Source organism: Corynebacterium sp. CCUG 51687 (assembly GCF_024453995.1).
Lineage (GTDB): Bacteria > Actinomycetota > Actinomycetes > Mycobacteriales > Mycobacteriaceae > Corynebacterium > Corynebacterium pseudogenitalium.
Genome location: NZ_JAGPYT010000014.1, coordinates 25,762 through 42,368, shown reverse-complemented (window position 1 = coordinate 42,368; position 16,607 = coordinate 25,762). Strand labels below are relative to the sequence as shown.

Here is a 16,607-nt window from a genome sequence, read left to right as displayed (position 1 = left end):
CCCACCCCGGGCGATTTCCGGCGACCAGCGTCGCACTCCTTTAACACCTCGACCGGAACGGATTTCAGCAAGCAGCGCGGCCCCAACCCCCAGCCCCAACCCCCAGCACACCCGTCTATCCTGAAATATCCATAAAGATGTGCCCAGATGCGAAAAATCAGATACGGGGACATCTGGGCACATCTAGCCGGATATTTCACACATTTTCGATTATTGTGAACCCATGGACCAAACACTGAACCCGTATTCGCCAGGTGCGGGACTGCGACCACCTGCGCTGACAGGGCGCGAAGCGGAGCTCGAGCTTGTCGAGGCCATCATCACCAGAACCCGCAGCGGATTGCACAATCGCGGCGTTATCCTGAGTGGTTTGCGTGGGGTGGGCAAAACGGTGTTGCTGAATGAACTCGCGTCGCGTGCCGAGAATGCAGATTGGTTGACGGTGCAGCTTGAGGCAAGCGCTGATCGTGCTGGTGCGCAGCGGGTCCGGAAGCGGTTGGCCCGTGAACTGGCGTTGAGTGCGCGGAAGGTGTCGTTGCGTAAGCGGTGGCAGCATTTCAAGGACGCACTTCCAGCGATTTCTTCGTTTGCTTGGCATGTCGGTGGTATTGACGTCGCGCTGGAGGTACCTGCTCAGGCGGGTATTTCTGACTCTGGTGATATCGGGATGGATCTCGAGGAACTTGTGCTGAGTGTCGCAGAGTCCGCGCAGAAGGACGGGAAGGCGATTGCGTTTTTTATTGACGAGATGCAGGACCTTGATGCGGAATTGATGTCGGCGGTGATTACCGTGCAGCACCAGGCGGGCCAGCGTGGTTTGCCGTTTTATGTGTTCGGGGCGGGCCTACCTACGTTGCCTCAGAAGCTGGCGGAATCTCAGTCGTACGCGGAGCGTCTGTTCGAGTACCGCAAGATTGGTCCATTGTCAGATAGCGCGGCGGCGGCCGCACTTGAGGATCCGGCTACCAGGCAAGGGGTGCTGTTTACATCAGCAGCGTTGCGGAATCTTGTGGACGCCGCTCTGAATTACCCCTATTTCCTGCAGGAGTATGGGAAGGCGATCTGGAACGTCGCTCCTGCTTCGCCGTTTACCGAAAGTGATGCGCAACTTGCCGTGGCGGAAGGCAATGCGGCCCTTGACGCCGGGTTCTTCCCGAGCCGTTGGGAGCGTGCGACGCCTGGTGAGAAGCGCTATTTGCAGGCGATGGCTGCGCATTCTGCGAAGCAGGTTCCCACGAAGGACATTGCGGATTCGCTTGACGTTTCGGTGAATTCGTTGAGTAGTAACCGGAAGCACCTGATTGAGAAGGGTCTCATTTTTGCCCCTGACCACGGTGTTGTGCAGTTCACGGTCCCTGGAATGGCGGACTATATCAAGCGTCTCTCCTGAAATATCCACAAAGATGTGCCCAGATGCGAAAAATCAGATACGGGCACATCTTTCACACAATTTCGCGATACCCCCAGGCCGCCCCGTACCGTAGCCGTATGCAATTCGTTCGCTCTCTCTTCCGCGGCGCGCCCGCAACCGCGTTCATCACTGTCGTCTGCCTGGGCGTTTTCGTGATTACGGCGCTCCAGTCGCACTCGATTAGCAACGTGGTGTGGGGCTCCAGCCTCGCCGAGAACATGGTGCTCTTCGGCCCATTTATCGACGCCCCCTCCGCCACCCTCCGCACCCTCCTGGCCGGCTTTCTGCATGTGGATATCTCCCACGTGGCCGTGAACATGATCACGTTGGCGTTGTTGGGCCCGCAGCTGGAGCGTCGCCTGGGTACTGGGCCGTATTCGCTGCTGTACGTGGCGGGCGTGTTGGGGTCGTCGGCATCGGTGCTGGAGTGGAACTACGACGTGCCCACGGCCGGCGCGTCCGGCGCCCTCTACATGCTGATGGGCGTGCTGCTCGCGTTGTCGATGCGCCAGAAGGTCAACGTGCGGGCGCCGTTGGCGCTGGTCGGCGCGAATCTTGCGTACTCGGTGCTGTCCCCGGGCATCAGTCTGTGGGGGCACCTTGGCGGTTTGGTGGTGGGCCTGTTGGCGGGCTGGCCGGTGACGTCGGTGAAGAAGCGCGTCAGGTGGCTCGCGTCCGCCCTCGCGGCCGTAGCGGCTGTGGCTGCTGTGGCGTTTGTGATTGGTGTTGCCTAGTTTTTCACACGTTATCCCCAAGTTTGTACACCGGTGGAGAACTCCACAGAGTTGTCCACATTGTGGATAAACACAACCGTGTAATTTCTAGAACATCGCTAGAACATGTCAGCGATTCACAAGAAAAAACGCCTGGCGAATGGGCATCATTGCAGCTCATTACGCCAGGCGCTTGATGTGCGAATAGGTTGTGCACAGAGTTATCCACAGGTGTGGATAACGGTCCTCTCCACAGAACCATCCACAACCTGTGGATAACTTGGCACTACGAATTACACAAAATGCTCCCTAGAAGGTGCCCTTCAGCCAGCGGCCGAAGTCGGACACGGTCACGTCGCGGGAGTCGACGTTCTGGTCGTTCCACTGGGAAACGTCGCCGGCCAGGCGGCTGGTCTGGGTGACTGTCATGTAGTTGTGCAGGCGGCCTTCCTTGGTCTTGCCGTCGCCGAAGCTGAACGCGCCGAGCAGCATGTCGTCACCGGCATTGACCGGGTTGGACAGCGTCACCTCGAAGATGCGCGCGCCCTTCTTGGCGTTGTAGCCGAGGTCACGGATGTGCGAGCCGTTCGCGCCGGTGGTGGTGATCAGGCGGTCCACACCCTTCGGGCCGGACTCGGTACGCACCTCAACGCGGAACGTCAGCGCCGGGAACTCCGCCCAGTAGCGCTCGGTGCCCACGTTCTTCACACGCAGCGCCACGGACCCAGCAAAGCCGGAAGCTTTCCAGGAGCTCGTCGTGAAGTATGGCACCAGGTCGAGCGCAGGCGCCTCCGCATTATCGACGACCTCTTCGACCTCAGTGTTCTCCTCCGACGTCGCCTCATCCGACTCCTCATCCGTGATCACCGCGGCGGTCTCGCCGTCGATTTCCACGTTGGTCACATTGGCTTCATCGTTGTCGTCGATGGTGGTGACGTCGTCAAGGTTCTCACCCTCGGTGATCTTCTGCACGTCCTCGTTGTACGCCGGGTTCGGGTTCTCCACCGTGTCAGTGACCTGCGCGCCGCGGTTCGGTGCCCACGAACCTGCAGGTGTGGAGTAGTTCTTCACACGAACCTCGTTCTTGATCGGCATGTTCGCGACCCACGCCGTCGGCGTCGCCCACGTGCCGTTCGGGCGGCAACGCTGCTGCGTGCCCGTCATGGTGACGGTGCGGAAACCGTACGTCGCTTCGCCCGTGTTGCCCGCCGGAACCTCGTACGGCCCGATCTTCTGGCCGACGTTCCAGCTCAAGCTTCCCGACACCGACCAGCCCAGCATCTTCGCCAGCGAGTAGCCGATGTTGCCCTGCAGCCCATCCTTCGAGCCCGACCCACCAATGTTGATCGTCTCAGTCTTCGACCCGTTGACCGACGCCGAAATCGTCTGCGTGCGCGCCAGGTCCTGCGTCAGCGGGATGGTGTTCTTGGTCAGGTTGGTCGTCGAAATCGTGCCGACCGGCAGGAAGTTGTCCTTCACCTTGTACACGATGGTGCGGTAGTCCTCAGTGGAGTTGCACACTGGGCGCGGGTTGAGCACGTTCGCCTTCAAGTGGTCCGATCCCCTGTAGGTGTGGATGATCGGCAGCGCATCATTGGTCGCTGGGGTTTCGGGGTACGACTCCTCAAGCGTCTGAGCCGTGGCTGGGGTCAGCGTGCCGGCAGCTAATGCCAAGGCCGCTACAACGCCCGTCATGGAACGAATAAACCGCATGACTATACCTTTCATAAGGTGACAATAGTAAAATAGCAGGTCAGGGCCTTTCTGGCCCTGTTCCTATGTGTACACCTTCTGTGCGCGGATTGTTCAACAATCCACCCCCGTGCCACCCCGCTACCGAACACCTGTGGGGAACCTGGCGGCTTTCCTGTGCGTCTAAACCTCATGTTGGAAAACACTGAACTTTTCGCATCCATCGTGGACACGCGCACGCTCCGTCACCGTCTGCACAGCCCCGAGTACCGACGCCTCAACCGGACGCAATGCATCCCGTCGCGCACCTGGGGGCAACTCAATGCCTGGCAGCGGCACCTCGTGCGCGCTTATGCCACCGCCCGCGCCATGACCAAAGGCTGCCTCGTAGGCAGGACCGCTGCCCGCATCCACGGCATGTGGGTCATCAGCCTCACCGAAGAAATCCAAGAAGTAACGACGCCCAGCCGCCGCGGCCCCGCGAAACACCTCGTCGAGCCCGACGTCCGCTACCGCACCTCCGCCTTAAGCGCCGCCGAGGTCACTACCGCGTACGGCATCCGCCTTTCCACACGTATTCGCACAGCGATCGATATCGCCCGTTACCACGGGTTTCAGGAAGGCCTCATCGCCATGGATTGGCTGCTGTCCATCGCGCACGTGGAGCGCAGCGACATCCTGCTGCACATCGAGCGCATGGGCCGCGTCCGCAACTGCGGCGTGGCGCGCGACGCCGCCCGCGCCGCGGTCTACAACGCCGATTCCCCCATGGAGTCCCTCGCCCGCGCCGAGTTCCTCCTCCGGGGTGTCACCGGCTGGAAGTTCCAGGCACAGGTGCAGCGCTACCGCGTCGACTTCCTTTTCGACGACTCCGTCATCCTCGAACTCGACGGCGACACCAAACACGCCTCCGACCCCCGCCGCAGCCTCCTGCAGGAGCGCAAACGCGAACGCGAGCTAACCAACCAGGGCTACACCGTTCTACGGTACGGCTTTACGGACGTGCTCCACCGCATGGACGAGATCCTCGCCCGAATCGAGCTGGAACGGGCCCGCGCAAAGGGCCGCGCGGCCCGCTAAAACGCACGTCAAAACGCAAATGGTAGTAACAGGATGGTAGTAATCCCCGAAATCGGGCCCAAAATCGGGATTACTACAATCCTGTTACTACCATCTACGAAAAATCCCGGAAAAACGCCAGAGGCTAGCGCCACCCCATGGTCATGAGCAGGCCGAGGATCATGCCTGCGAAGCCGATGCCGTAGTTCCACGGGCCGAGCTCGGCGAGGAACGTCAGCTGGTCGCCGGCGATGTAGTAGAAGATAATCCAGCCGAGGCCGAGCAGCATCAGGCCAAACATGATGGTCTTGTACCAGATCGGGGTGCCGCCGGTGTTGATCTTGACCGGGGTGCGGGACACGCCAGTTGGGGTTGATACGGGGCGGTGGTCCTTGGTGATTTTTGCCTTTGGCATTATGTCAGTCCTTTACAAGCAAGTGCGGTGGCTTTTCCAGCTATCAGGGTTTTTACCTTATCAGGCGTTCGGCGGTGAACTGCCAGAGGTTGTAGCCGATGGCGGCGTCGCGTCGGACGGTGTCGCCCGCGTTGACTTCTTGGTGTCCGATGAGGCCGTTGTCGACGAGGGCGCCGGTCGGGACGGTTGGACCTTCGACGAGGCGTCCGCTCCAGCCGGCGTCGCGTAGCGCTTTGTCGGCGTCGGCGGGTTTCATGCGGGTGATGTTCGGCATGGTCATGAGCATGCCGTTGGAGACGCGCACTTCGACAGTGGTGCCCTTGGCTACTTCGGTGTTTTCGCCGGCGACTGCGATGACTTCGCCGTCTGGGCGTTCGGAGTCGACCTTGTTCACGGTGACTTGGAGCCCCATGGAGCCGAGGGTGGCGGACGCTTGGTTGACGTTGACGCCGGACAGCGACGGTACCTGGACCATTTCGGGGCCGTCGGACACCGTGACGGTCACCTTGGATCCCTTGGAGATCTGGGTGCCGGCTGCGGGGTGCTGGCTGATGATCTCGCCCTTCGGCACGTCTTCGCTGGCTTCTCGACGCAGCTCCGCGTTCAGTTCCAGGTCGGCGTCTTCGAGGACCTTTGCGGCTTCTTGGGCGTCCATGTTGGTGACGTCGGGGACGTCGGTAAGCTCGCGCCCCGAGGAGACGGTGACGGTGACGAGTGTGCCGCGCTGGAGTTCGGACCCGGCGATCGGGTTGGTGTCGATGACGTTGCCGCGCTTGATGTCGGGGCTGGGCTCGTCGGAGACGGCAACCTGGAAGCCGAGGTTTTCGAGTTCGGCGACGGCTTCTGCGCGTGGTTTGTCGGCGAGGTCCGGGATGATGACCATCTGGGAGGACTTGTGGGTCTCTCCGCTGTTGGGGGAGAAGTAGGAGTAGGCGAGCCAGCCGGAGGCGCCGATGATGGCGGCGCCGAGGCCGATTGCCAGCCACTTCATCCAGGTTGGGGTTGTGGTTTCGTGTTCGCGGCGGTGGGCGGCGTAGCGTCCAGCAGCACCAGCGCCGACTGCTCCGGCGCCAGCCTTCTCCGGCAGCTGCCCGACGGGTCGGCTGTCCGGGCGCGGGGCGCGGCGCGGCGCGTTGCCCTGGACGGTTTCGGAGACCATGGTGGCATCATCGGAGGGGTCGACGGGTTCGGGTTCGGGGGCGGCGAGGTGGCTGCGGGCGGCGTTGGTCACGGCGCCGCGCTTGAGGAGTGCCAGGTCTTCGCCCATTTCGGTGGCGGTTTGGTAGCGGTCCGCCGGGTGCTTGGCCATCGCGGTGAGGATGACGCTGTCCAGGTTGACGGCCTCGTTGGGGGTCAGTTCGTGGTCGGCGGGGACGCGCTCGCTCGGCGGGATGGGGTCTTCCTGGACGTGTTGGTAGGCGACGGCGAAGGGGGATTCGCCTTCGAATGGTGGTTTGCCGGTGACGGCTTCGTACATGACGCAGCCGAGGGCGTAGATGTCGGAGCGGGCGTCGGCTGCTTTGCCGCGTGCCTGCTCGGGGGAGAGGTATTGCGCGGTGCCGATGACTGCGGAGGTTTGCGTCATGGCGGAGGTGGAGTCATCCAGTGCGCGGGCGATGCCGAAGTCCATCACCTTCACCTCGCCGGTGTTGGTGATCATGATGTTGGCGGGTTTGATGTCGCGGTGGATGATGCCGGCGTCGTGGCTGGCTTGGAGCGCGTGCGTGACGGGCAGCAGGAACGCGGCGGCCTTCTGGGGGCTTAAGGGGCCGTCGGCGCGCACGAGGTCGCGGAGGTTTTGCCCGGTGACGCGTTCCATGACGATGAAGGGGACGTCGACACCTGAGACTTCTTCGGTGCCGGTGTCGTAGACGGCGACGATGTTGGTGTGGTTGAGCCGCGCCGAGTTTTGGGCTTCTTTGCGGAAGCGTTCGCGGAAGTTTTCGTCGCGCGCCATGTCGATTTTGAGCATTTTGACGGCGACGTCGCGGCCAAGCACGGTGTCGGTGGCTGCGTAGACGTCGCTCATGCCCCCGGTGCCGATGACGGCGCCGAGTTCGTATCGGTTAGCGATCGTTGTCATTTACGCATTTCCTCCGAGGATGTTTGGCAGATTGTGCAAGTCTAGTTCACCATTGCCGATTTCCCCACCAACCGGGCTTTCGCTGGGTGCCTGCGTCGTGGGCGCCTCATTATTTATCGACGTCCCCTCCGTCGGCCGCTGCTCCGGCACCGAAGAGCGGGTGTGGGTTGGCTGCGTTGGCGTTTCGTCCTCGATGGTGAGCGTGGCCGGGGCGCTGCTGTGCCTACTGGGCTTGGTGTGCCTGCTGTGTTCAGTGGGCGTGTCGGGGGCGTGCGTGGTCGGCTCTTCGACGGGTTCCTCGTAGGTCGGTTCGGTTTCCACGGTGGTGGTTTGGGTGACCACGCTTTGGCGTGGGGCGGTGCTGCTCGGGGTGCTGCCGCCGAGGGTGCCGTTGTTGAATGTCCAGGCCACGCCGCCGATGACGGCGAGGGTGATCACGCCGAGCACGATGCCGACCCAGTAGCCGGCGGTGCTGCGCCGCTTCCCAGGAGCAGCAACGTCAGCGGGCGCCGGGCGCACAGGCATCGCTGCGCGCGCCGGGGCCTGCGGTGGGGCAGGCGGGCGGCGCCGCGGGGCGGCGGGCCGGGCCGTGGTCGGCCGGGACATGTCGGCGAGCATCTGGGTGGACGCGGTCGGGGAGGGCTCGATGGCGATGACGGCCGTGTCGCCGCCGGGCTGCGTCGGGCGCATCCCCTGGCGGACCTGTTCGACGGCCAGCTGCATCTCGTTGCCGTCCCGGAAGCGCTGGGTTGGCGTTTTGCGCAGGGCGATCTCGATGAGTTCGCGCGCCGGGGCGCTCACACTGATGGGGAGCGCGGGCGGCTCGGCGGAGACGTGCGCCAGCGCCACCGAGACCGAGGAGTCCCCGGTGAACGGGCGTTTCCCGGCGAGCATCTCGTAGCCGACGACGCCGAGCGAGTACACGTCGGACGCCGCCGTGACCTTCTTGCCTTGGGCCTGCTCGGGGGAGACGTACTGGGCGGTGCCCACGACCATCCCTGTTCGCGTCAGCGGCACGGCCGCCGCCGCCTTCGCGATGCCGAAGTCCGTAATCTTGATCTGCCCGTTCTGGGTGATCATGAGGTTGCCGGGCTTGATGTCGCGGTGCACCAGACCCATGCGGTGGATCACGGCGAGGCCGTGCGCGGCCTGTTCCAGCACGTCAAGGGCCATGTCTTCCTTGAGCTGGCCTTCGCGCGCGATGAGGTCGGCGAGGGATTCGCCGCGGATGTATTCCATGGCGATGAAGCACATGGGGAACCCGCCGTCGGTCTTGACCTCGCGGTAGTCATACGTGGCGACCACATTGGGGGAGTTGATCCCCTCCGCCGAGTTGGCCTCGTTGCGGAAGCGGGTGAGGAACTCCTGGTTCGCGGTGAACTCCGGCCGCAGCACTTTGAGGGCTACTTCGCGTTCGTGGCGGACGTCGTCGGCAAGCCAGACGGTGGACATGCCGCCGTGCCCGATGATCCATTGCAGCTGGTAGTCGGGCCCGATGAGCTTCTGGAGTTCGTCTTTGTTTTCGTAGTTCATCGCGCGTTGGTTCCTTCCTCATCAGCTGGCGCTGCGGGTGCCGCGTAGAGCACCGCGCGCCCGAGTGGTGCGGAGACTTGCCCGCCGGTCGCCCCGGTGCCCAGGCCGCCACCATTCTTGACGACGACCCCCACCGCCACATCCTTCACCGGGTCAAAGGCGACGTACCAGGTGTGCGGCGCTGCGCCTTCGGCGTGCTCGGCGGTGCCGGTCTTGGAGGCGAAGCCGTTGCCGTCGTAGCCCCAGGTGTCGCGCTCGGAGCCGAACATGAGGTCCTTGATGGTGTTTGCTTCCTCGGGTTTGATGGAGTCGGAAAGCATGTGGGGTTTGGCGGTTTCGATTTCGCGTAGGTCGGGGCTGAGTACGCGGTTGACCACGTACGGCGCCATGCGGCGGCCCTCGTTGGCGACGGTGCCCGCCATGACGGCGGCCTGCAGCGCGGTCATGGTGACGTCGCGCTGCCCGATCGCGGACTGCCCAAGTTCGGCGTCGCCGGGCAGGTCGCCGAGCGAACCGGTGGCGTTGGGCATGCCGAGGTCGTACTGCTCGCCGATGCCGAATCCGTGGGCGGCCTCACGCAGCGCGTCAGCGCCGACGGCCATGCCCATCTGCACGAACGCCGTGTTGCAGGACAGCGCGAACGCGGTGCGCAGCGGCACCTGGCCGCCGCCGGCGCAGGCCTGGCCCGCGTAGTTGGTCAGGGGCACGGTCGTGCCCGGCAGCGTGATGGACGGCGCGCCCGTCAGCGGGGAATCCGGCGTGTAGCCGTTGCGCAGCCCGGCGGCGGTGGTGACGATCTTGAAGATCGACCCCGGCGGCAGCTGGTCCTGCGTCGCGTGGTTGAGCAGCGGCTTGCCGGGGTTGTTGTTCACCTCGGCCCAGGCGCCCTCGGCGGTGTCAGGGTTGGAGATCGCGTTCGGGTCGTACGAGGGCGTCGACGCCATCGCCAGCACCTGGCCGGTCGACGGGCGTAGCGCCACGATCGCGCCCTCGTAGTTGCGGTTCGAAAGCTGCTCGTAGGCCAGGGCCTGCAGGTGCGGGTCGATGCTCAACTCAACCGAGTTGCCCACCACGTCCTGCTCCAGCCCGGTGCGCAGGAAGCGCGAGGACTTCCCGGAGCCCGCCCCGGTCAGCTGCCCGTTGTAGCCGGCCTCAATCTGGGAAGTTCCGTACTGGTCAGATACGTAGCCCAGCACCGGAGCAAAGGACCACGGCATGTTCGGGTAGGTGCGCTGGTAGGAGCCGTCCTCGAGCGGGTGGGACTCCGCCAGCACCTGCCCGCCGGCACTGATCTGGCCGCGGTTGATCTGGCGCAGCTCCACCACAGTGCGCGAGTTCAGTGGGCTCTGCGCGTACTTCTCCTCGCGGAAGCCCTGCACCACGGTGAAGTTCACCAGCAGCGCCACAATCAGCAGCAGGGCAATGCCCGCGCCTAAGCGAATAGACTTGTTCATCGTGCGCTCACCGCCTCCGGTGCCTGGGCACCCATCGCCGAAGCATCAAACTCCGCTGGCTTGTTCGCCGCGTTCGAGATCCGCAGCAGCAGCGCCAGCAGCACGTAGTTCGCCATGATCGACGAGCCACCAGCGGACATAAACGGCGTGGTCAGGCCGGTCATCGGGAGCATCGCGGAGATCCCTCCGGCGACCACGAAGATTTGGATAGCGATGGTCGTCGCTAAGCCTGCGGCCAACAACTTGCCGAACGTGTCACTGACCTGCAGCGCCGCCGAGTAGCCGCGGGTAATGAAGATGGCGAACAGGCACAGCACGCTGGCCACGCCCACGAGCCCGAGCTCCTCACCAATCGCCGCCAGGATGTAGTCCGAGTGCGCCACCGGCACCATCTCTGGGTGGCCGTAGCCCAACCCGGTGCCCGTCAGCCCACCCCAGGACAGGCCGAACAGCGCCTGCGACGGCTGGTAGCCCGTGGTGTCAAAGTTGGCCAGCGGGTCCATGAAGTTGGCGACGCGGTCCTGGATCTTCTCACTGACCTGGTACACCGTGTACCCGCCAACAGCCACCAGCCCAGCACCGATGACCAACCACGACGTACGCCCCGTGGCGAAGTACACCATGCCCAACACCGTGGCGAAGAGCAGGAGGGCCGGGCCGAAGTCGTTCGACACCGCCATGATCGCAATCGCGATCGCCCAGACCGCCAAAATCGGTGCCAGGTCGCGCAGGCGCGGGAAGCTCATCCCCAGCAGCGTCTTGCCCGCCACCGTGAACAGGGCGCGCTTTTGCGCCAGCAGCTGGGCGAAGAACACCAGCAGCAGGATCTTCGAGAACTCACCCGGCTGGATCGAGAACGGGCCCAGCCAGATCCAGATCCGCGCATCCGCGAACCCAGGCGGCTGCGGCCACACCAGCGGCAACGCCAATAGCACCAGGCCAAGCAGGCCCAGCAGGTAGGAGTAGCGGGCCAGCGCCTTATGGTCGCGCACAATCACAAGCGTGCACACCATCAGCACCACACCCACCAGGGACCACATCACCTGCCGCTCCGCGAGCGGCGGGTAGCCAGCGCGTTCCGCCAGGTCCAGGCGGTAGATCACCACCAGGCCGATCGCGTTGAGCAGCGAGACCAGCGGCAGCAGCAACTGGTCCGCGTGCGGCGCCGCCAGTGAAATCGCAACGTGGGCAATCGCGTAGACGCCCACGAACCCGCCGACCAGGTAGAACATCTCCGTCGACATTGTGCGGCCCTGGCTCAGCTCCAGGCCAAACAGCATCAGCAGCAGCAACCCCGCCGAGCACAGCAGCAGGAACAGCTCCTTCGCACGCCGAAACACACGAGACATCGCTACTTCACCTCCCGGCACGCGCCCTGCGGGGCGTCCTTCGTCGCATCATTATCGACGCACACCGGCAACGCCTCACCAGCCAACCGGTTCAAGATACCCAGCACATCGTCATACGTGCCGCCCTTGAAGTTCTCCACCGTGTTCAGCTGGCTCTCCGGCAGGTCATTGATACCGAAGATCACGCAGTCCTGCGGCACCGAGTTCGACGACACAATCTGCAACTTGTTCTGCTCATTAATGCACGCCCGCTGAATCACCTCGCGGCGCGGCTCCGAAAACAACGACGTGCCGACGGCCCGCTCAATCGCAAAGTGGCCGTCGTCGCCGTCGGTGCCTAAAAAATAGCGGTCGTTGAGCCTATCGTTCGTCCACAACACCGCCGCCAGCGACAACATCAGCACAATCGCCAACGCGGACAGCACCCACGGCCAAATATTCACCTTGCGGCCAAACCGCTGGTCATCCTCCTCGTCCGCCGACGCGTCACCCGCGCCGGGCTGCGACCCACCACGGCCGCCCTCACGATTGTGGTTCGGCGGAATCGTCTCCGACTTGCGCATCAACGCCGCCGCACGAGACGCCGAAGAGTCCGGGTGCGTCGACTCGAACTCCGGCGCCAACGCGCCCGCCAGCGCGGGGGACGTCGGCAAGTCAGGGTGCTCCTCGCCGTCTTTGACCTCCACAACATCAGCGATGACCACCGTGATGTTGTCCGGCCCACCCGAACGCAGCGCCAACTCAATCAGCCGCTGCGCCGCCACCGACGGGGTGCCCTGCGCAAGCGCCTCACCAATCGTCGACGCCGTCACCGGATCCGACAAGCCATCCGAGCACAACAGCACGCGATCCCCCGCACGGACCTGAACCATCTCCAGGTGCGGCTCCACAGGGTTGCCCGTGTACGCCTTCAAAATCAGGGACTTCTGCGGGTGGCTCGACACGTCCTCCGGGTCCAGCTTCCCCTCGTTGACCAGGGACTGCACGAACGTATCGTCCTCGGTGAGCTGGCGAAGCTGGCCGTCGCGAAGCAAGTAGCCTCGCGAATCGCCCACGTGAATGAGGCCGAACTCGGCGCCGTTGAACATCAACGCCGTCAGCGTCGTGCCCATCCCTTCCTGCTCCGGGTGCTGCGCCACCGAACGCTCAATGGAAGCATTCGCATCATCCGCAGCCGCCCCGAGCAGCGCCAACATGTCGGCGTCCCCCGGGTCCCGGTCGAGGTGCTCCATATGGCTGACCATCAACTGCGAGGCAACCTCGCCCGCCGCGTGGCCACCCATCCCGTCCGCAAGCAGCAGCAGGTGCGGGCCCGCGTAGGCGGAGTCCTCATTGTTTCCACGCACCAGACCCTTGTCCGATGCCGCCACATAATTCAACCGCAGCGTCATGGCATCAACCTCACAATCGTGCGCCCCATCTTGATATTCGTCCCCACCGACACCCGCTCCGGCTGGTCAATGCGCATGCCCTGCACAAAGGTGCCGTTGCGGGAGTCCAGGTCCTCAACGAACCAGTCGCTGCCGCGGCGGAACAGCCGCGCGTGCCGCGAGGACGCAAAGTCGTCCCCAAGCTGGAAATCATTGTCCGGCGAGCGGCCCAGCGTCACATGCTCCACACTCGCAATCTCCATGTGGGAGCCCTGCAGCGGCCCCTCAACGACCGCAATCTGCCGGACCTTCTCACGCGACTGCAGCGGTTTCCCCGCCTGCTTCACTTGTCGACGCCCAGCTCCACCCACCTCACGCACATTCTTCCGCTGCACCCACAGCACCAGCAGAATGAACAGCCAGAGCAGCGCGAGCAGCCCGAAGCGTGCGCTCAGGATCACCGCGGAATCCAACAAAGGAACTCCTTCAAATCGGGGCTTGTTCAGCCTGTTGTGCCGTTAGGCCTGAAAAAATTCTGTCTGGGGGTGTGACGCCGCATCCGTATAGCGTGGCGCGCCCTCCTCCGGGTCCGGCGCCGCCGGGCTGGACGCCCTCGGCTCCACGATGCGCACCTCGATGTGGGAATGGCCCAGGGTGATCACGTCGCCGTCGGCAAGCATCCAGTTCTCCACGGGTTCATCGTTGACTGTCGTGCCGTTCGTCGACTGCAAATCGACCAACACCGCAACCTGGCCATCCCACGTAATCTCCGCATGCTGCCTGGACACACCCGTGTCCGGCAGACGGAAATCCGCATCATTCGACCGGCCCAAAATATTCGAGCCCTCATGCACCAGGTACGTGCGCGACGACCCGTCCTGCAACAGCAAGCTCACAGTCGCTTCGCCACCCTCCACCGGCGTCATCGTATTTGGCTCATGCATGTGATCCTCCTGATCCTGGTTCGCCGCATGACGGTGCCTACCACCCTTCGACCGCTTCGTCGGCTCCGCCACAATGGCATCAAACCCACTCGCGACCTCCGGCTGCGGATCAATATACGAACTGACCCGCAACTGGCCCGTACGCAGCCCTGACTCCTCCGCGATCCGCACAACCGCCGGCCCATCAAAGAACCAACCCTGATTGCGCACATACCGCGTCAGTTGTTCCGCGAGGTGCACCGGCAGGTCACGCTCCCGCGACAAGTTCTCCAAATCCTTCGAAGAAACACCCACCGCGAACACATTCGGCACCACAAACTCATCATGGTCAGTCACCACAACAGAGTCTTGCGCCTCCTGCTTCAGCAGCTCCTCGATCTCAGCCGGAACCACCTTGCCGCCAAACAGCGCCGCCATCGAATTATCCAGGCCACGCTGCAACGAACTGTCCAGCTTTGCCAATCGATCCATGACTCCCATCCGCATGCACCTCCTTTCTTTAACCTCGTTAGTATAGGTGCGCATTCCGACACAACCTAGCGTGAAACACCTTTATGCCCCATGACGTGCCGATTTGGCACTCCACCATGTTTGGGTGTTATATTATTCCAGTGCCCGCCCGGGTGGCGGAATTGGCAGACGCGCTGGCTTCAGGTGCCAGTGTTCGCAAGAACGTGGGGGTTCAAGTCCCCCCCCGGGCACAACCGGATCGGCCCTCCTTCGGGAGGGCCGGTTCTTTTTGCGTTTGGGCTGCTTTCATGGGCTGCGTCGGTGGGAGACAGTGACAAAAGACGCAACCCAATTTGGTCCGTGCATTTAAAGTGCCAGGTTATAAAAGTGCTAGATAATTAGCGACGTCAGATTTGTCACTCGCGTCAGTTCCCTGTGCAGCACACTCCCGGTTTTCCAACAAACCAGCGTGACGTTTCGCCAGGTCGCGAAAACACCAACCCGGAACTTGGTGTGTTGGGAGTGGGCGGAAAAGGATAACATTAGCGACGATGCTCGGGGCCGCTCGTTTCGAGAGGTATTTCACTATGGCCGGAGAGGACGTCGATAAGGCGGATTGCGATAGACGGTTGAGGCTGTTTTGGGAGTGCTCGCAGGCGATTAACTGGTTAGTTAGCTTCACACAATGGGCGAACAGTAGCTTAAGAGAGTTACGCGAACCCTTCGTTACTTCGGCCGTGACATAAGAGACGAGAAATTAACAGTGCTGATAAAAGACCGAGGCCACTCCTCGTCGTCGGTCAAAAGCATGTCCTCCCACAAACGTGACACGGCTGCCCCGGGCTCAATAGGCTCATCGATCGTCCCTAACGCGGTGGAATAGCTATACATATTCCATTCATCCTCGTTAACCGGTTCATCACTTTGTGCCTGGAGATCATGGAGCAAGTTCTGTTTCACAACGGGATCCGACTCATCAACCTCCACATCAGCGACCAGATAGACGGTCGTGAACTGCTTTACGCGCTCCACTCGTTCAAGATAGCGCTTATAACACCGAGGCAAATCCCTTTCCTTTGCAAGGAAATAGGTCTTGGTCAGGGTAATTTCGCTGGACATTACTTGGGGTTCCAATTCGTGTCATAGGCACCCGAAGGGCGGTACTTCCGCTGAGGATAACAATGCCTCTTATGGGCGTTGTTAAACTTGCTTTCGTACAAATTTGCATCGGATTTGGCAGCATTAAGGTTTGTTGGATGGTTACCTACAACAAAGCCCACAATAGGGTTGCCGGGAGTGTTTTCCACTACTTGGCATTTCACAGTGACCATGCCCAGTTCATTTTTGACAATGCCTGCTGCCTGAGCGATTTGCGCCTGGGCAAGCATTACAGAAGGAAAAGCGAGTGCAAGCGCCAAGGTACGAAGTTTCTTCATTAGCAATTCTCCACTCGGTCAATACGAGTAACGCCTGGAACCTTCAACCGGGCAACGGTGACTTCAGTACCCGGAGCAACCCCTGTACACTCAATGTCCTGGGACCCTACCGGACCAGTCATGATAACTTTCACGCGAACAGAAGTAGGGCAATTATTCCGGATCTTGATCGTAGACAGATGACGCTCAACAGACACACACCCAGGAGCAGTGTTTGATGCACTGTAGAAGCTCATAGCCGATGCGCTATCAGCATGAATTTCCGCTGACTGCTTCAGGGTGGAATCCGACAAGTCTACGGTCTTGGTTTCTCCGGAAAGCAACTCAAAGCCCGATTCGATGTCTGCAGTAGAAACTACATCGCTGCCTAAGGGCGTTTCTGCATCCTGGGCAAACGCACTGCCAGGGGTAGCGAGAGCCAAAACAGCACCAAAAATCAATACTGAACGAGTTTTTCTTGCAAGCTTTTTAATCGACATCTTTAGCTCCCTTACTGTTGGATCTGTACTTTGCTTATGACAGTAAATGGAAAGTGCTTTCAAGTCTATGGAACTTTCGTTCAGTATTTACAACTAAGAAGATTGCGCAAACGCGTAGGCGTGAAAGCCCAAGCGATCACTTCTCGTCGCGCACAAAACTCCACCAGTGGAAGCAAGAAAACAGTTCCGAAAAAGAACCTAGCCTTTATTCAGGCCATT

At 62.0% G+C, this 16,607-nt stretch carries 15 protein-coding genes and 1 tRNA gene; 4 read left to right on the top strand and 12 right to left on the bottom strand.

Going from position 1 to position 16,607, the window contains the following annotated elements; all coding sequences use genetic code 11:
• Window positions 1-223: 223 nt before the first annotated feature.
• Together KBX13_RS10610 and KBX13_RS10605 are read left to right on the top strand one after the other, a co-directional pair.
• Window positions 224-1,390, top strand: a complete 1,167-nt coding sequence (locus KBX13_RS10610; RefSeq protein WP_070975479.1) for an ATP-binding protein — start codon at window positions 224-226, stop codon at window positions 1,388-1,390.
• Window positions 1,391-1,488: 98 nt separating this feature from the next.
• Window positions 1,489-2,145 (top strand): rhomboid family intramembrane serine protease, encoded by a 657-nt coding sequence (locus KBX13_RS10605; RefSeq protein WP_256022121.1) that lies wholly within the window; start codon window positions 1,489-1,491, stop codon window positions 2,143-2,145.
• A gap of 288 nt (window positions 2,146-2,433) precedes the next feature.
• Here the strand turns inward: KBX13_RS10605 and KBX13_RS10600 are convergent, their stop codons facing one another.
• Entirely contained in the window at window positions 2,434-3,837 is a 1,404-nt protein-coding gene (locus tag KBX13_RS10600; protein ID WP_070363348.1) for a hypothetical protein, read from the bottom strand.
• A gap of 171 nt (window positions 3,838-4,008) precedes the next feature.
• Here KBX13_RS10600 and KBX13_RS10595 point away from each other — a divergent pair, with 171 nt between their 5' ends.
• Window positions 4,009-4,896 carry an endonuclease domain-containing protein gene (locus tag KBX13_RS10595; RefSeq protein ID WP_256022120.1) on the top strand — a complete coding sequence of 296 codons (888 nt, stop codon included), beginning with the start codon at window positions 4,009-4,011 and terminating at the stop codon, window positions 4,894-4,896.
• 124 nt (window positions 4,897-5,020) lie between these two features.
• Here the strand turns inward: KBX13_RS10595 and crgA are convergent, their stop codons facing one another.
• Genes crgA through KBX13_RS10555 form a run of 8 tightly spaced genes read right to left on the bottom strand, consistent with a single transcriptional unit; the run spans window position 5,021 to window position 14,503 of the window.
• Window positions 5,021-5,290, bottom strand: coding sequence for a cell division protein CrgA (gene crgA, locus KBX13_RS10590; RefSeq protein ID WP_070363346.1), 270 nt, complete (start codon window positions 5,288-5,290; stop codon window positions 5,021-5,023).
• Between the two features lie 52 nt (window positions 5,291-5,342).
• Entirely contained in the window at window positions 5,343-7,373 is a 2,031-nt protein-coding gene (pknB, locus tag KBX13_RS10585) for a Stk1 family PASTA domain-containing Ser/Thr kinase (protein WP_256022118.1), read from the bottom strand.
• Complete coding sequence (locus KBX13_RS10580) at window positions 7,374-8,906, bottom strand: serine/threonine-protein kinase (RefSeq protein WP_256022117.1); 1,533 nt, start codon at window positions 8,904-8,906, stop codon at window positions 7,374-7,376. It abuts the gene before it with no gap.
• A complete protein-coding gene (locus tag KBX13_RS10575) occupies window positions 8,903-10,360 on the bottom strand; it encodes a penicillin-binding transpeptidase domain-containing protein (protein WP_256022115.1) in 1,458 nt (485 codons plus the stop codon). Before KBX13_RS10575 ends, KBX13_RS10580 begins: the two co-directional genes overlap by 4 nt.
• Entirely contained in the window at window positions 10,357-11,709 is a 1,353-nt protein-coding gene (locus KBX13_RS10570; RefSeq protein ID WP_256022114.1) for an FtsW/RodA/SpoVE family cell cycle protein, read from the bottom strand. Before KBX13_RS10570 ends, KBX13_RS10575 begins: the two co-directional genes overlap by 4 nt.
• A gap of 2 nt (window positions 11,710-11,711) precedes the next feature.
• Complete coding sequence (locus tag KBX13_RS10565) at window positions 11,712-13,100, bottom strand: PP2C family serine/threonine-protein phosphatase (RefSeq protein WP_256022112.1); 1,389 nt, start codon at window positions 13,098-13,100, stop codon at window positions 11,712-11,714.
• Window positions 13,097-13,552 (bottom strand): FHA domain-containing protein, encoded by a 456-nt coding sequence (locus KBX13_RS10560; RefSeq protein WP_070363634.1) that lies wholly within the window; start codon window positions 13,550-13,552, stop codon window positions 13,097-13,099. The genes KBX13_RS10565 and KBX13_RS10560 overlap by 4 nt, the downstream gene beginning before the upstream one ends.
• Before the next feature lie 45 nt (window positions 13,553-13,597).
• On the bottom strand, window positions 13,598-14,503 hold the full coding sequence (locus KBX13_RS10555) for a DUF3662 and FHA domain-containing protein (RefSeq protein WP_256022123.1): 906 nt from the start codon (window positions 14,501-14,503) through the stop codon (window positions 13,598-13,600).
• A 137-nt stretch (window positions 14,504-14,640) separates the two neighbouring features.
• Here KBX13_RS10555 and KBX13_RS10550 point away from each other — a divergent pair.
• Window positions 14,641-14,724 (top strand) — tRNA-Leu (locus KBX13_RS10550).
• 475 nt (window positions 14,725-15,199) lie between these two features.
• Here the strand turns inward: KBX13_RS10550 and KBX13_RS10545 are convergent.
• The 3 genes from KBX13_RS10545 to KBX13_RS10535 are packed head-to-tail and all read right to left on the bottom strand — an operon-like array spanning window position 15,200 to window position 16,388.
• Window positions 15,200-15,592 (bottom strand): hypothetical protein, encoded by a 393-nt coding sequence (locus KBX13_RS10545; RefSeq protein WP_256022111.1) that lies wholly within the window; start codon window positions 15,590-15,592, stop codon window positions 15,200-15,202.
• Window positions 15,592-15,909, bottom strand: coding sequence for a hypothetical protein (locus KBX13_RS10540; RefSeq protein WP_071568015.1), 318 nt, complete (start codon window positions 15,907-15,909; stop codon window positions 15,592-15,594). Before KBX13_RS10540 ends, KBX13_RS10545 begins: the two co-directional genes overlap by 1 nt.
• A complete protein-coding gene (locus KBX13_RS10535) occupies window positions 15,909-16,388 on the bottom strand; it encodes a hypothetical protein (protein ID WP_143109984.1) in 480 nt (159 codons plus the stop codon). The genes KBX13_RS10540 and KBX13_RS10535 overlap by 1 nt, the downstream gene beginning before the upstream one ends.
• Window positions 16,389-16,607 lie beyond the last annotated feature (219 nt).

Bases quoted from the DNA above. Each gene is read 5' to 3' on its own strand.
- KBX13_RS10565 (WP_256022112.1), bottom strand. From the start codon at position 13,100: ATGACGCTGCGGTTGAATTATGTGGCGGCATCGGACAAGGGTCTGGTG.
- KBX13_RS10605 (WP_256022121.1), top strand. From the start codon at position 1,489: ATGCAATTCGTTCGCTCTCTCTTCCGCGGCGCGCCCGCAACCGCGTTC.
- KBX13_RS10540 (WP_071568015.1), bottom strand. From the start codon at position 15,909: ATGAAGAAACTTCGTACCTTGGCGCTTGCACTCGCTTTTCCTTCTGTA.
- KBX13_RS10595 (WP_256022120.1), top strand. From the start codon at position 4,009: ATGTTGGAAAACACTGAACTTTTCGCATCCATCGTGGACACGCGCACG.
- KBX13_RS10535 (WP_143109984.1), bottom strand. From the start codon at position 16,388: ATGTCGATTAAAAAGCTTGCAAGAAAAACTCGTTCAGTATTGATTTTT.
- KBX13_RS10575 (WP_256022115.1), bottom strand. From the start codon at position 10,360: ATGAACAAGTCTATTCGCTTAGGCGCGGGCATTGCCCTGCTGCTGATT.
- KBX13_RS10580 (WP_256022117.1), bottom strand. From the start codon at position 8,906: ATGAACTACGAAAACAAAGACGAACTCCAGAAGCTCATCGGGCCCGAC.
- KBX13_RS10555 (WP_256022123.1), bottom strand. From the start codon at position 14,503: ATGGGAGTCATGGATCGATTGGCAAAGCTGGACAGTTCGTTGCAGCGT.
- crgA (WP_070363346.1), bottom strand. From the start codon at position 5,290: ATGCCAAAGGCAAAAATCACCAAGGACCACCGCCCCGTATCAACCCCA.
- KBX13_RS10570 (WP_256022114.1), bottom strand. From the start codon at position 11,709: ATGTCTCGTGTGTTTCGGCGTGCGAAGGAGCTGTTCCTGCTGCTGTGC.
- KBX13_RS10610 (WP_070975479.1), top strand. From the start codon at position 224: ATGGACCAAACACTGAACCCGTATTCGCCAGGTGCGGGACTGCGACCA.
- KBX13_RS10545 (WP_256022111.1), bottom strand. From the start codon at position 15,592: ATGTCCAGCGAAATTACCCTGACCAAGACCTATTTCCTTGCAAAGGAA.
- pknB (WP_256022118.1), bottom strand. From the start codon at position 7,373: ATGACAACGATCGCTAACCGATACGAACTCGGCGCCGTCATCGGCACC.
- KBX13_RS10600 (WP_070363348.1), bottom strand. From the start codon at position 3,837: ATGCGGTTTATTCGTTCCATGACGGGCGTTGTAGCGGCCTTGGCATTA.